11 protein-coding genes are annotated in these 13120 nt (G+C 40.2%); 6 read left to right on the top strand and 5 right to left on the bottom strand.

Annotated elements, in window-relative coordinates:
• The first annotated feature begins 22 nt into the window (after positions 1 to 22).
• The 6 genes from QQK00_RS09370 (at position 23) to QQK00_RS09345 (ending at position 6824) form a co-directional block, all read left to right on the top strand.
• Complete coding sequence (locus QQK00_RS09370) at positions 23 to 514, top strand: acyltransferase (protein WP_284217212.1); 492 nt, start codon at positions 23 to 25, stop codon at positions 512 to 514.
• Between the two features lie 144 nt (positions 515 to 658).
• Entirely contained in the window at positions 659 to 2044 is a 1386-nt protein-coding gene (locus QQK00_RS09365) for a putative O-glycosylation ligase, exosortase A system-associated (protein WP_284217211.1), read from the top strand.
• Positions 2041 to 3111 carry an acyltransferase family protein gene (locus QQK00_RS09360; protein WP_284217210.1) on the top strand — a complete coding sequence of 357 codons (1071 nt, stop codon included), beginning with the start codon at positions 2041 to 2043 and terminating at the stop codon, positions 3109 to 3111. The genes QQK00_RS09365 and QQK00_RS09360 overlap by 4 nt, the downstream gene beginning before the upstream one ends.
• Positions 3108 to 4280 carry a glycosyltransferase family 4 protein gene (locus QQK00_RS09355; protein ID WP_284217209.1) on the top strand — a complete coding sequence of 391 codons (1173 nt, stop codon included), beginning with the start codon at positions 3108 to 3110 and terminating at the stop codon, positions 4278 to 4280. Before QQK00_RS09360 ends, QQK00_RS09355 begins: the two co-directional genes overlap by 4 nt.
• The gene (locus tag QQK00_RS09350) at positions 4277 to 5344 is read left to right on the top strand and encodes a polysaccharide pyruvyl transferase family protein (RefSeq protein ID WP_284217208.1); all 1068 of its coding nucleotides are present in this window, start codon (positions 4277 to 4279) and stop codon (positions 5342 to 5344) included. Before QQK00_RS09355 ends, QQK00_RS09350 begins: the two co-directional genes overlap by 4 nt.
• A gap of 1 nt (position 5345) precedes the next feature.
• Positions 5346 to 6824: an oligosaccharide flippase family protein gene (locus tag QQK00_RS09345; RefSeq protein ID WP_284217207.1), complete on the top strand. Its 1479-nt coding sequence runs from the start codon at positions 5346 to 5348 to the stop codon at positions 6822 to 6824.
• Here the strand turns inward: QQK00_RS09345 and QQK00_RS09340 are convergent.
• Genes QQK00_RS09340 through asnB form a run of 5 tightly spaced genes read right to left on the bottom strand, consistent with a single transcriptional unit; the run spans position 6821 to position 13114 of the window.
• The gene (locus tag QQK00_RS09340) at positions 6821 to 8074 is read right to left on the bottom strand and encodes a hypothetical protein (protein WP_284217206.1); all 1254 of its coding nucleotides are present in this window, start codon (positions 8072 to 8074) and stop codon (positions 6821 to 6823) included. The genes QQK00_RS09345 and QQK00_RS09340 overlap by 4 nt on opposite strands.
• 30 nt (positions 8075 to 8104) lie before the next feature.
• Positions 8105 to 9142 carry an acyltransferase family protein gene (locus QQK00_RS09335; protein WP_284217205.1) on the bottom strand — a complete coding sequence of 346 codons (1038 nt, stop codon included), beginning with the start codon at positions 9140 to 9142 and terminating at the stop codon, positions 8105 to 8107.
• Between the two features lie 47 nt (positions 9143 to 9189).
• Complete coding sequence (locus tag QQK00_RS09330; protein WP_284217204.1) at positions 9190 to 10098, bottom strand: glycosyltransferase family 2 protein; 909 nt, start codon at positions 10096 to 10098, stop codon at positions 9190 to 9192.
• Positions 10099 to 10101: 3 nt separating this feature from the next.
• The gene (locus tag QQK00_RS09325; protein WP_284217203.1) at positions 10102 to 11235 is read right to left on the bottom strand and encodes a glycosyltransferase; all 1134 of its coding nucleotides are present in this window, start codon (positions 11233 to 11235) and stop codon (positions 10102 to 10104) included.
• Positions 11225 to 13114, bottom strand: a complete 1890-nt coding sequence (gene asnB / locus QQK00_RS09320; RefSeq protein WP_284217202.1) for an asparagine synthase (glutamine-hydrolyzing) — start codon at positions 13112 to 13114, stop codon at positions 11225 to 11227. Before asnB ends, QQK00_RS09325 begins: the two co-directional genes overlap by 11 nt.
• Between the last annotated feature and the right edge of the window lie 6 nt (positions 13115 to 13120).

Raw genomic sequence — 13120 nt, 5'->3', positions numbered from 1 at the left:
ATATTGGTTGATGAGTTTCGCGGTGCGGGATAAGGATGCGTTGTTCCAAGCATTTAGCCAACTCTTGAGTATGCTACCGGGCAAGTTTGGTAGTTTTTTTAGGGTGTGTTTGCATCGATGGTTGTGCAATGACGTGAGCATAGACATATACATTGGCTTCGGTGTGTTACTGTCACAGCGGAATATGGATATTTCCGACGGCGTCTATATTGGACCACAGTCGAATATCGGCAGTTGCTATATCGGTGAGAATTGTCTCCTTGGCAGTGGTGTGCATGTCTTGAGTGGGAAAAATCAGCATGGCTTCAATGAGATCGACGTTCCGATAAAAGACCAAAAGGGCGAGTTAACGAAAGTACAGATTGGTAAAAATTGCTGGATTGGAAATGGCGCTATAATTATGGCTGATTTGGGCGATAACAGTATAGTAGCAGCAGGTAGCGTTGTGACTAAGGCGTTCCCCGCAGGCAGTATAGTGGGCGGAAACCCTGCTAAACTCATTCGTAGTCGATAGGTTTGTTGTTCGTGAACCGAATAAGTGGGACAGAGGTCATTATATGTTAGGTGTAGATAGTTTGTCAGTGCTTGTGCATTTTGGGCTTATGATGCTTGTCTTTTTTGTGTACTGCGTTAAAAACAAAGACGATTAGATACTACTATGCTCACTGATTTATTTCTTTCGTTCATTCTTCTCGGTTTTGTGATCTTTGGATTTACTCGACCACATGTGGCGCTGTGCTCAGCTGTTTGGGTAAATATTGTCCAGCCTCAATCAACATCATTCTCATTTTTGGCAGGTCAGAAACTATCATTACTTTTTACCTTGTTCTTCTTCATGGTGATAGTGCTTCAAAATAAAAAAGTACGTATACCTAGAAGTGGTTTGTATCATTTCTTAATGTTGACATTCATGCTTTGGATTACGATATCTACCGTACGCGCTGAATTCCAGTTAGTGGCTTGGTTAAAGTATGACTTCACGATTAAGACCTTAATATTTGCATACTTTATCCCCTTTGCGTTGACGAGCAAAAAGCATATTGAGTTTTTTGTTTTGGTAAGTGCCTCGGCATTGTCCTATTTTATTTTTATGGGGGGCGTGAAGTCTTTACTTGGCGGTGGTGGCTACGGCGTATCTCTCATCGGCTTGGGGGGGTTCATGTATGCAGAGGGAAGCACGCTATCCGCGCTTTCCATATCACTTATCCCAATTTTTCTATATATCAGAAAGCACTCGCTATTAGTGAAGCAAATACCTCCCGTAGGGTATTTGTTTTTGTTCTTAGTTTTATGCTCTCTCGCAGTACTTGTTGGCACGCAAGCCCGGACGGGCTTAGTCGCACTTGCTGTTCTTGTCTTTATTCAATTTTTTCAAAGTAAAAAGAAATTTAAATACTTCCTAGCCTTGGGTATTTTTGGCACTGCCTTTATGTTTATCGCGACAGATGCCTGGTTCCAACGGATGAGTACAATTGACAACGCAAAAACAGATGAAAAATCCGCAATAGGACGATTAGTCGTATGGCGCTGGACGATTGACTATGTTAAAGAACGGCCATTTTTTGGTGGTGGCTTTTATTCATACAATGCAAATGCCGGGCAATTACACAAATACCAACAAGGTCAGGAAGTTGAGATTAACCAACGAGGCGGAAAAGCCTTCCATAATATTTATTTTGAAGTGCTTGGTGAAACCGGTTACGGAGGGCTGATACTATTTCTTGGTATTATTCTTCATGGTTTGTCGTTGTTGCGTTCAAAGAATATGATGAATAACACCGAGCCATTATACTCTGATGGTAAGCGCGCGATTAGGGCGTCTCTTATTATTTATATCAGTGGCGGGATGTTCATTGGCGTAGCGTTCTATCCCTGGATGTATTATCTGTACTGCGTTTCTATTGCTATAAAAGGCATTGAAGCATTAGAATCTGATGAGCAAGAAAATACAGAAGAATCAAGTAAGAAGAAAGTATCTGCGTTTACTCGTCAACATGAACCTCAGATAAAGATTAGAGGAAATGTAGGCTCGCATCGCGTATGAATTATTTAACATCGTTACGTGGTATTGCGGCATTTTGCGTTGTTTTATACCACTTAAAATATTTTTTACACCAACATGATTTTTCAAATGCACTTAGCTTTTTATACAACAAAGGCTATTTGGCAGTGGACTTTTTCTTTTTACTTAGCGGTTTTATTTTGGCCTACAATTATGCTGAAACATTTAGTAATAAGTTGAATTTTTCTGAGATTCAAACTTTTATCATAAAGCGCATCGCGCGTATATATCCATTACATGTATTCGTTCTAGCGTTATTTCTACTATTTCCTCTCGCTTTTTTGATAACAGACAGATCAATTGATGCAAAACAGTATTCGTTAGTTGCACTTTTTTTTAAAATTTTACTCGTCGACATTTGGATAATCACTGGGGAGTATTGGAATACTTGGAACATGCCCTCTTGGACGATAAGCGGTGAATTATTTGCCTATCTTTTACTGCCATTTGTTCTGTTGGTATTCCCGAAAAAATCAACAGGGGTGTTTATCCTTTTTTGTGTATTAGTGCTATCAATCGCTATTATGTATGACTTTTTTGGCTTTGTATCATTAGGTGAAGGTATTAGCACCTTAGGGCTATTTAGATGCGTCGTTACTTTCTATTGCGGTGTATGTTTACACGTATTTTTTGTAAAGTTTAAAGATAAAATTAGCAATCGAGGGGCTGTGTCTTTGTTAGTTTTCGCATGCACAAGTTGTGTTGTACTGGGTTTTAATTTTACAGCGAATCACTTTTTTGTTCCTAGCTTATTTGCGCTAATGTTATTTGCGTTTCTTTGTTCTAAAACACCCCTACACACCCTGTTAAACCATAAAGGCATGGTATATTTCGGCGAAATTTCTTACTCGCTTTACCTCAATCATATTTTTGTTATCGCGTTTTATAAGATGTTGTTTTTAGCTGATGCGTCTTACGCTTCCGTATTTGATCTTACTGCAATCATTGTCAGCTGTATTGTGATGTCTCACTTTACGTATCAATATATTGAGCGACCCATGCGTCGCTATACTGTCAAACGTTGGTCATCAAGGAGTGTAAACGCTTGACTAGGTTAAAAATAGGCATCGATGCCAGAAGTTTATGTTACAAGCAACGCGGTATGCCGACCTATGTTTTTTATTTATGTCAGTATTTACCTGACCTTATGGATGCTGATTTTTACTTTTTTATAAATACGGCGTTTGAACACAATGAGCACCCCAGTGACTATCAACATAGGATTGACGCGTGTAAGCGCGACAATGTTACGTTTGTTGATGTGCTGAGTGATGAGGATGTAAAGTGGGAACAATCTTATTTGCCGAAAAAAGTCAGTGAGTTTCATTTAGATTTAATTCATCTCCCGTGTAATCGAACCTCGCTTAGAGCGAAAACTAAGCAAATAGTGACTTACCACGACGTAATGGAATGGAAGCATTTAAACTTATTTTCTTTCCCCGAAAAAGGGCAGTCATTTTCACATTTTATCTATTGCTTAAAGCGTAAATTGTACCGCTGGGCTATGTATCGCCTGGGATTGAAACATGCAGACCATGTGCTTACCATTTCCAATTATGCCCAATCATCGATTTTGTCGACATTTCCAAATGTCAGCAATAAGATCTCATACGTATATCATGGGGTGCCAGAAAACTATCTCCTTGATAAAACTCGATATGATTTATCAGAACGTGCAGGCGTGTTAATGCTTGGTGGAGAAAGCTACCAAAAAAACTGGCAAAACATGCTTGATGCGTATCGCAAGCTGCCGGAACACGTAAAGCTCGCCAACAAGCTATACATAGCTGGTATTGCTAATACCACTGATGGTGAAATCGTTAAGTATATTCGCTCGACTGGCATGGAAGATTATTGCGAGATTCATGGGTGGATAGATGAACAATTGTTACTATCACTTTTTAGCAAAGTAAGGGTGTTATTGTTTGCCTCTAGAGAAGAAGGGTTTGGATTTCCGCTATTGCAGGCCATGGCGAGAGAGACCCCCGCTGTTGTTTCAAATGCAAAAGTATTGATAGAAATTGGCGAGGAAGCTGTCTTCTCAGCGGATGCGGAGGATAGCGAGGCGCTTATGCGCGCAACCCATGCATTGTTAACGGACGATACGTGCTGGCATGAACTAAGTGCCGCAGGTAAAAAACGCACTCAAGGATTTACTTGGTCAACTGCGGCAAAAGCGGTTGCAGCGGCATATAAACAGGTATTAGAAACGAAATGAAAAAGCTATTGCCCGAATTTTTGAGGTGGCGGTATGAACTCTACCTTTCAGAACATGTTGATCTATACGGTAGTTTAAGTTTTTTTGTGAAGTACCACTGGCATAATTTCGTCATGAAACATGTAAAGAAATCGAAAGTTATTTATATGTTTGCTAACAAAGGAAATGTTGGTGATTATATTTCTCATCTCGGCGTTAAACATATTGTTGGCTTAGACGGTCAGTTACTTTTTTGTACACCTATTGCGATTAGTACGATAAGAAGTAGACTCGCTAAAGCGCCTGTGGATACTCATTTGGTCATCGGCGGTGGGGGCTTGTTACAGCCCGTATTTTCTCCTGTCTGGGATGCAATCTTGCAGAGTAGTTTACGATACTCCGTTTTGGGTATTGGTATCAATTACATGGAAGGACGGGCGCAAATGCCTGCAACGGAAATAGAAAAAATCATTCAAGGCGCAACATTTTGTGGTGTAAGAGATGATTTTACCGAACAAGAGTTTACGCGACATGGGTGCGCGCCGGAGAAGTTAGCGATGTCGATTTGTCCGTCTATAAATTATTTTTCTCCTATATTTACATCCAAGACAGCGCGTAAACCCGTTCTGTTGCACATGATACATCCTTCTGATCTGCGTTTAGCTGGGGCTGAAGAACATGTTATCTCGAGCCATTTACGTACCTTAGCAAGCGAATTCAACCTAGAATATCAGGCGCATACGAATATTTGTGCTAATCACGAAAAACCGATTCGTATGATCGCGCAAGCGTCGTTGGTGGTTAGTAGCCGTTTACACGGTTGTATTATGAGTTATGGCCTTCAAACGCGTTTTTTAGCCTTGCTATGTGACAACAAAATGGCTGCATTTTTACGCTCGCACACCAACAAGGAAGGCATTGATGCTGCAAGTGCAATGGATATCGATGTATTACGAAAAGCGCTTAACATAAAATTAAGCGAGACTGAAAACGACTCAGGTATTATTGCAACGCAATTGGCCGACAACCTAGCCTTAGGTCAAAAGTTACGCCAAACAATAAGTCAAACAGGACAAGACGCCTAATATGTCTCTCGCACAAAAAACACTCGATAGCTCATTCTTTATTCTCATAATAAGGGGAATACAGCGAAGTATCGGGATCGTAAGCCTTTTAATACTGGCCAGGCTACTAACGCCTGAAGACTTTGGTTTGGTCGCTATTGCGACGATGTTAGTATTCTTATGCGACGTTTTGTCAGATTCTGGTGCGCAGCAGTACATCGTGCAAAAAGACGAAGTAGATGACGATGACTTAAATACTGCTTGGACTTTAGGTATTTTGTTAAAGACAGGCCTTGCCGTGATTCTTATTGCGTGTGCTTGGCCATTAGCATTATTTTTTGAGCAACCTAAGTTGTTTTGGCCACTTATTGTTATTTCTTCAATTTTGCCGATCAGTGCGTTCATCAGTCCAGGTATTCTCTTGCAAAAAAGAGAACTCAATTACCAACCCTTGGTGAGATTAGCCATTGTTGATAAATTGGGTAGTTTCGTTATCACGTTGAGTTTGGCTTATGCACTAAAGAGCTATTGGGCGATGATAATTGGCGTTGTTGCGTCCTACGTAATCAAAGCGTCTTATTCATATGTTATTGCGAAATACAGTCCTAGATTTACCCTAAGTAAGTTGCTAAACCAATGGTCATTTTCTAAGTGGATGCTGTTAAAAGCTGTACTGGGTTATATTAAGTCAGAATTTGATACTATCTTCATATCAAAGTCGTTTTCTACTGGCGATCTAGGTGGTTACAACATGATGAAAAATATTTCAACGCTACCAGGTAGGGAAGTTATTCAACCGCTGTCTGAGCCTTTGCTAGCGACATTTGCAAAAGTGAAGGGTGACAAAAGGAGTATTAATTTTCAAATATTGACCTCTGTCACCTTGTTACTATCTATTACATCGCCAATTGCGGGCATATTATTTTTATATGATGAATATCTAGTGAGTACTTTATTTGATGAAAAATGGCAGGTATTCGCGCCGATTCTCGGAATTTTGTCATTCTTTATCATAAACTATTCGATTGTTGCTATTTTTCAACAGGCCTTAACCAGTGTTTCTAAGGTAAAGCTTTTGTTTTATTATGATCTGATTACCTTTGCTGCGATGCTTGCCGCGTTTTTGTTGTTTTTCTCGGGCGATTTAGTTGTGTTTGCTGAGTGGCGAATAATCATTGCAGCCGTTAGTCTGCTATTGATTGTCGCAGTGGTATGGTTTTATTTTAGTTTCTCCCTATTTGCATTTGCAGGTTTGCTTATTCCAATAGTTTTTGCAAATTACCTTGCGTCATTCTCACAATATTTGTTTTTCTCTGAATTGGCATTTTTGAACTTGCTTATTCTCAGTGCAATTTATGGCGCGCTATACATAATTACGTTATGCATAAGCTTTTTCTTGATGAAGTTCATCAATCGTGATGTAGATAAAACCGTTGAGTGGATTACACAATTATTGAGCCAGCAGCTCTCCAGATTCACTGCAAAGGTCAAGCGGTCTTAAGGGCTTTTGTAGTTATACACTAGAAATATCGGGCTTCTTGAATACTTGGCAATGTTGTCACCGTCTTTGACGGAAAGGTAAAGCTTGTTCTCTTCGTTATCAAAATACCCATATGAAATTTCTGTTACGCCGAGTGATTTTGGGATTGGCCATTTTCCATACTCATAGGGTTGTATCTGATGGGGGAGACGCTCTTCATTCTTTACTTCAAGTAAGTCGTTTACATCCCATGCCCAGTAGTAAGCATACGCATCTTCTCTATCTTTTACGCACATTCCGCCACATTTTGAGCCGTCTGTTCTTTTTATTTTATATCCGATTTTTGATTCATGGCCACCCGATTTACCAATGGTTAAGTAAGTTCTCGTGCCGGGCACTATAAAACCATAAGCTGCACCAGACACGAAGGTCCACAAATCATTTTTTCCGTCTTCATTATATAAAATAGCATCTCGGTTGTTGTTAATTTTATAATGTGGTTTGCGTAATAGGTGCTTTAGTGGAAAGTCCAATAGCGCTTTTGTATGTATTCGCCCCGATGTAGCGCTGATAAACGGTGATGTTTTGAGATCCACGGCAAAAAAACTAGGCCCCACGGAAGAGCGAGAAATAATCGAGGAGTATGCATGGTTTCCAAATATATGTGAGGCATTGAACTTGTCTTGCCATTCGTTCGGAACCTCCGTTATCCAGCCTGAGCTGTGTGCAGCGCCGTCAAGTTGATATGGCCCTTGTATTTCGCTTTGAGCCAGTTGTGTACGATCTTCAATAAACACCGTTGTATCTGTTTCAGTCCCGCCGGCATCATACCAATTTATGTAGTTTACGATGAGACCTTCCTTGTAGGTCCCTATACCTGTCACCCTGAAGTAATTGTTTATACCAGTATCAACTCGTGATGTATTGTGAAACTGGCTGAACCCTTGTTTTATATTCGCCGCTATATCGAACGCAGAAATATTCGCTGTACGCTTAATTTCAGGCAGAGCAAACTCTGCAATGTTACTCATTCGTGGGTGACCAATGAGAAACATTGAATTTCGTTTTTTATCTATAGTAAAAATACCGTAGGCATATTGAGAACTGTGGAATTGGGTTTGACCAAAGGCTTTAGTGCTTACTCTAAAACCTCCCTCGTAAGTAAATTGTTCTACGTTCATTAATGGTTGTTGCGCACCAGACACACGCAATGGCGTCAGTACGACAAGTACAAGCAAGGTTAGTAATGCATTATTCAGTTTTAGTGACATTAAAATACTTATTTTGATAGTGAGAAGAGGTCAGCATGACCTTGTGCGTTTTGCGGAAAATTTGTATTTTTCACGCAGTCCAATAAACGGTAGTTCAATAACTCTATACAGAATTTCCGATGCGAGCATGGTGATGATAAATGAGCAAGTAAAAAAAACGAAATAATTGCTAATTGGGAAGAACTTTTTACATACTGCGAGTGCATCTGGGTGCAATAAGTACATTGAATATGAGCGTGTTGATATGTGCATTATTACTGCGTGGCAAACGGGTAGTTTGTTTACTGATTTTTGAATAGCAAAAATGAGCATTCCACTGAACACAAATGCCAATACTAGGTTAGAAGGCCCTTGATATTGGGTGTACGGTTTAAACCATTGAAATGCATAGAAGCTCATATAAATACATACGCAAATTGCACAAACAGCAAATGCACGTTTGCTAATATTAGCCCATAGTTTGGGTTTTTTGAAATGTATAAATGCTAGTAAAACACCCATCACACAGCAGTCCCAGCGAACATGTGTTTGCGTACTTTTTGTATATAAATCCATGAACCTAAACAAGCTTGGTGATAGTAATATGAGAAGCAATATTCCAAATTGGAAATTAATACTTTTCGAGCGACTTAGTAAAACCAAGGTTGGCGCAATCATAAGGTAAAATTGTTCCTCAACAGATAACGACCAACTGACATAAAAAAAAGGTAAATCCGTTAAGTAATTCTGTAGAAAGAAAAAATAGGCTGTTGGATTAGGTACTGACTCTTTTGTGAGGTAAAGCTGTCCTAACGTGAAAAATAGAACAGCAAAGTATGCTGGGAAAGTGCGCATCCATCGCCTAAACCAAAACCGTTTTATGTCAATAGAGCCAAATTTTTGTTGTTCCTTATACAATTGTGAGCCAATCAGCCATCCTGACAATAAGAAAAACAATTCAACACCGGTGCCGCCAAATTGAAAACCAAAATTCCATGGTGCAGGGCCAAAGCTTAATATTGAGTGGGCTACAAATACCATCATAATGGCTAGCGCACGCAGTAAATCGATATAATAGAAGCGTTGCATATATTAGTTAACTCAAGAGAGTAAGAATCTTAGTTGTTTCAATCATATTACCTAAACCTGCCTACCAAGGTAGCCAAAAAGCGCTTCAGTGTAGATATGGATGGTGACAGTAACAGTGCCTTCCAGGCACAGTAAATTGCGAACGGATAATCATTAGCTTGTTCCGCAATATAGGACGTAATTGTATAGGACTTACGATGTGCAAATTTTTTATATTGGTCACGTTTCTCTATTGTTAAGCCCGCTATCGCATTGTCTATAACGGATAAATGCAAGGGTAGGGCCTCTCTTGCTTTTCTTGAAGTAGAACCACTATAAACACGATATTTAAGTAAGGTTTGTGGCACCAAGGCTATAGGGTATTCCGTGGCAATATTCAGCCAAAGTGACCAGTCTTCCATGCTACTTAAATTTTTGTCAAAACCGCCAAATTTTTCAAGCACACTTTTTTTAATTAATAAACTGGACGTAGTAATAAAGTTTTCAAGAATTAAGTGGTCGAATACTTTGCCCGAATACAAGTTGCTCAGATCAGATCGCTTAGTGTTAGTTGGGCTATCGTCAGCATATGGGTAGTCTTCACCAAAATAAAATGAGTCTGTATACGACCATACATTATCGTTAATGCTACCAAGTTGTTGAGCCAGTTTATCCTTAAACCAGATATCATCGGCATCGCAAAACGCTAGCCATTCGCCCTTAGCGTTTGCTATTCCTATGTTTCTGGCGGCAGACACGCCACTATTATCAATATTTATTGCGATGATCTTATCTGAGTATTCTGCAAGAATGTTAGGGGTTTCATCACTAGATCCGTCATTGATAACAATAAGCTCTACGTTTGAATGTGACTGCGATAAAACAGCATCAATAGATGCTCGCACAAATCTCGCCGCGTTATACGCTGGCATAATGACTGAGACTAAGGGGAGTGTGGATTTCTCTTGCGTTGACATTAGTTATTCGTTGCCTGTAATCGTTGTGTATAAAGACAAATATTGGGCGCACATTATGTCAGCACTAAACAATGCGCCAAATCGCTTTTGGGCAGCCGCGGACATTGCATCATATTTTGTTTTGTCTTTGACAAGTGATGATATCGCCTTTGCGAGGGCATCAGCGTCGTCATTTGGAATCACAATACCGGTTTCCCCGTCTTTAATTACTTCTGGATTTCCACCGACATTCGTTACTATACAAGGCTTTGATGCACGCATGGCCTCAAGTAATGTCATTGATGTGCCTTCACTAAATGACGTTAACAAGAAAATATCCATTGCATTTAAGTAATTAAATGGTTCAGATTGATATCCCGTTAAGGTTACGTGAGATTGAAGGTGTAGCTCATCGATTTTATCTTCTATCGGTTGACGCATTTCGCCGTCGCCAACGATCACTAAGTGCGCTTTTAGGCCATCTTGCATAGCGAAGTGTAAACCTTCGAGCATCATCAGATGATTTTTTATTGGGTCAAAACGAGCAATACAACCTAGTATTGTTGTGTCTGATGATAGTGATAAATCTGTATGTAAATCTCTTTTGGTCGTCGGTATAACATCTGAAATGCCATTGTATAGGACTTGGATCTTGTTTTTTGATAAGTACTCGAAATCTTCAAGTGCTTGCGCAGTTGCTGTTGAAATAGAGGTTACTTGTTTGGTTAACGCGTTTAGCATTGGGTTAATCCAACGACGCTTTGGCGATTTATAGTCTGGGTAAAACCGCCCATGCTCTGTAAATATCACCTTAGCGGAGGTAAACAGCGCCGCTATCGTACCGTATACCCACGGGGTATATTGATGACAGTGCACAATATCAATGTCCTTTAGGCGTATTTCTTGACGAATAGCTTTGATGAGTGCCATGTCAAATCCTGGACGCCGATTTGCTGTAAAAATTGGCAGGCCGTCGGTTTGCATGCTTTGTCCCCAAGGCCCTAAGGGTTCTTCAATACAAAAGATGGATTGAGATACTTTATTGGTGGAAATGCCTTCAACAATGCTTTTAATCACCATTTCTGTGCCGCCTATGCGCATATCATACGTCACATGCATTACATTCATGGAGGGAGCGCTGGTGTTATTATTGTTCATCAGGCATGTACCGTTGCCACCACATCTCAAACATCAACATTGACCATAAAATAGCACTGTGGTCTGCTTTATTTGTTTGATGTTGTTGCCAATAATCATTTACGCGAGCCATGTTAAAAATAGTGGGTAGGCCTTTGGCGTTTTTAATTAAGAATTTTTCTGCAATCAGTTTAATTTCTTCTCTAAACCACTTCGCAAGTGGCACAGAAAAGCCCATTTTTTTACGATACAGAATGTCGTCAGGTAAATAGTCTTTAAACGCCTCTTTTAAGAGATACTTCTTTTCACCATTGTTGAACTTAAACTTTGATGGGACTTTGGCGGCAAATTCCATTATCTCTTTATCAAGGATAGGTGCTCTAACTTCAAGAGAGTTTGCCATGCTCATTCGATCTACTTTGACCAGAATACCACCGCACAAATAGGTTTTAATGTCGGTATACAGTATTTTTGATAAGTGGTCTGGGCCGTTGGCTTCATCGTAAAACTTTGTTGTGATTTCAGAAGGGTGGTAGTGACCCAACGCGTCGCTTATATGTTCATTTGCGAGCGATTCCCATTGACTGTCTTGCATTTGCGCGTTGGTCATATAAAACCCGATTTCCGGGCTAACACTCAAACTGGTTAAGAGTGATTTTGCCTTACGGAAAAGTGAGTTTTCAGAGATGGCAAATATCTTCGCCATGCTAGGAAATATGTTTTTTCGCATCCATAGCGGAAACTTTTCCCTCAATCGATTCTCAATGTCATCCGTTGTATACTTTTCGTAACCAGCAAATACTTCGTCACCACCATCCCCAGCGATGGCGACAGTCACAGCTTGACGTGCAAGCTCTGAAACAAAGAACGTGGGTACTAAAGAGGGATCAGCAAATGGCTCATCAAAAAAACTTACAATGTGTTCTAAGGTGTCCGTTACGTTTTGACTGACCAAAAATTCATGGTGTGCTGTCTCATACTGCTCTGCCACTGTTTTAGCGAATTCAGCTTCGTTATATTTTTTATCGTCAAACGCAATTGTGCAGGTGGTAACCGGTGCATCTGACTGCTTTGCCATCATGGCGACTACACCACTTGAATCCACACCACCGCTTAAAAATGCGCCTAATGGTACGTCACTCAACATACGACGTTTAGTGCATGCATTGGCAAGCGTCTGTAACTCCTGTTTTAAGTACGCTTCTGATTGTGTACTTGGTGACGAAAAATCAAGTTCCCAATATTTATGCAGACTGACGTTCCCACCTGTGATTATCATATAGTGAGCTGCGGGCAATTTATGAATATGCTTGAATATGCTTTTGGGGTCCGGCACATATTGGTAGGTAAAAAAGTCTCTTACCGCATCATAGCGAATCTCTCGAGGCACATCAGGTAGTGTCAACAAGGCTTTAATTTCGGATGCAAACGCGAATCTACCGTCGTGTTCTAAGTAATAGAGAGGTTTTTTACCCAGGCGATCACGGGCAATCAGCATCGAATTGTCTCGTTTATCCCATATGGTGAAAGCAAACATACCATTTAGTTTTGCGACGCATGCATTTCCGTACTTAATGTAAAGGTGAATGATAACCTCTGTATCAGTGCCGGTGTTGAACACAATACCGTCGCCGATTAGCTCTTCTTTTAGTTCAGGAAAGTTATAGATTTCGCCATTGAATACAATTATCACCTGCTTGTCAGGTGAAAACATCGGTTGGATACCTGCTTCAGATAAATCGAGAATACTCAAACGGCGGTGACAAAGCCCAACGTAATCATCTATATATTCATCGTGTGCGTCGGGACCTCTGTGTGCTATGGCATTGCCCATGTTGACGAGGTGAGATTTATCCAGTTTAACGAAATTTTTATGTAAAAATCCTGCGATACCGCACATGCGTCA

It is taken from the genome of Agaribacter marinus, assembly GCF_030160655.1.
In the GTDB taxonomy this organism is placed as follows: Bacteria; Pseudomonadota; Gammaproteobacteria; order Enterobacterales; family Alteromonadaceae; genus Glaciecola; species Glaciecola marina.
Note: the sequence above shows the minus strand (reverse complement) of the source record. Positions and strands in the feature narration are given on the sequence as shown.

What these genes read in the sequence shown, in the direction of transcription:
- QQK00_RS09345 (WP_284217207.1), top strand. Translation starts at nt 5,346, where the DNA reads ATGTCTCTCGCACAAAAAACACTCGATAGCTCATTCTTTATTCTCATA.
- QQK00_RS09350 (WP_284217208.1), top strand. Translation starts at nt 4,277, where the DNA reads ATGAAAAAGCTATTGCCCGAATTTTTGAGGTGGCGGTATGAACTCTAC.
- QQK00_RS09365 (WP_284217211.1), top strand. Translation starts at nt 659, where the DNA reads ATGCTCACTGATTTATTTCTTTCGTTCATTCTTCTCGGTTTTGTGATC.
- QQK00_RS09360 (WP_284217210.1), top strand. Translation starts at nt 2,041, where the DNA reads ATGAATTATTTAACATCGTTACGTGGTATTGCGGCATTTTGCGTTGTT.
- QQK00_RS09335 (WP_284217205.1), bottom strand. Translation starts at nt 9,142, where the DNA reads ATGCAACGCTTCTATTATATCGATTTACTGCGTGCGCTAGCCATTATG.
- QQK00_RS09325 (WP_284217203.1), bottom strand. Translation starts at nt 11,235, where the DNA reads ATGAACAATAATAACACCAGCGCTCCCTCCATGAATGTAATGCATGTG.
- asnB (WP_284217202.1), bottom strand. Translation starts at nt 13,114, where the DNA reads ATGTGCGGTATCGCAGGATTTTTACATAAAAATTTCGTTAAACTGGAT.
- QQK00_RS09330 (WP_284217204.1), bottom strand. Translation starts at nt 10,098, where the DNA reads ATGTCAACGCAAGAGAAATCCACACTCCCCTTAGTCTCAGTCATTATG.
- QQK00_RS09340 (WP_284217206.1), bottom strand. Translation starts at nt 8,074, where the DNA reads ATGTCACTAAAACTGAATAATGCATTACTAACCTTGCTTGTACTTGTC.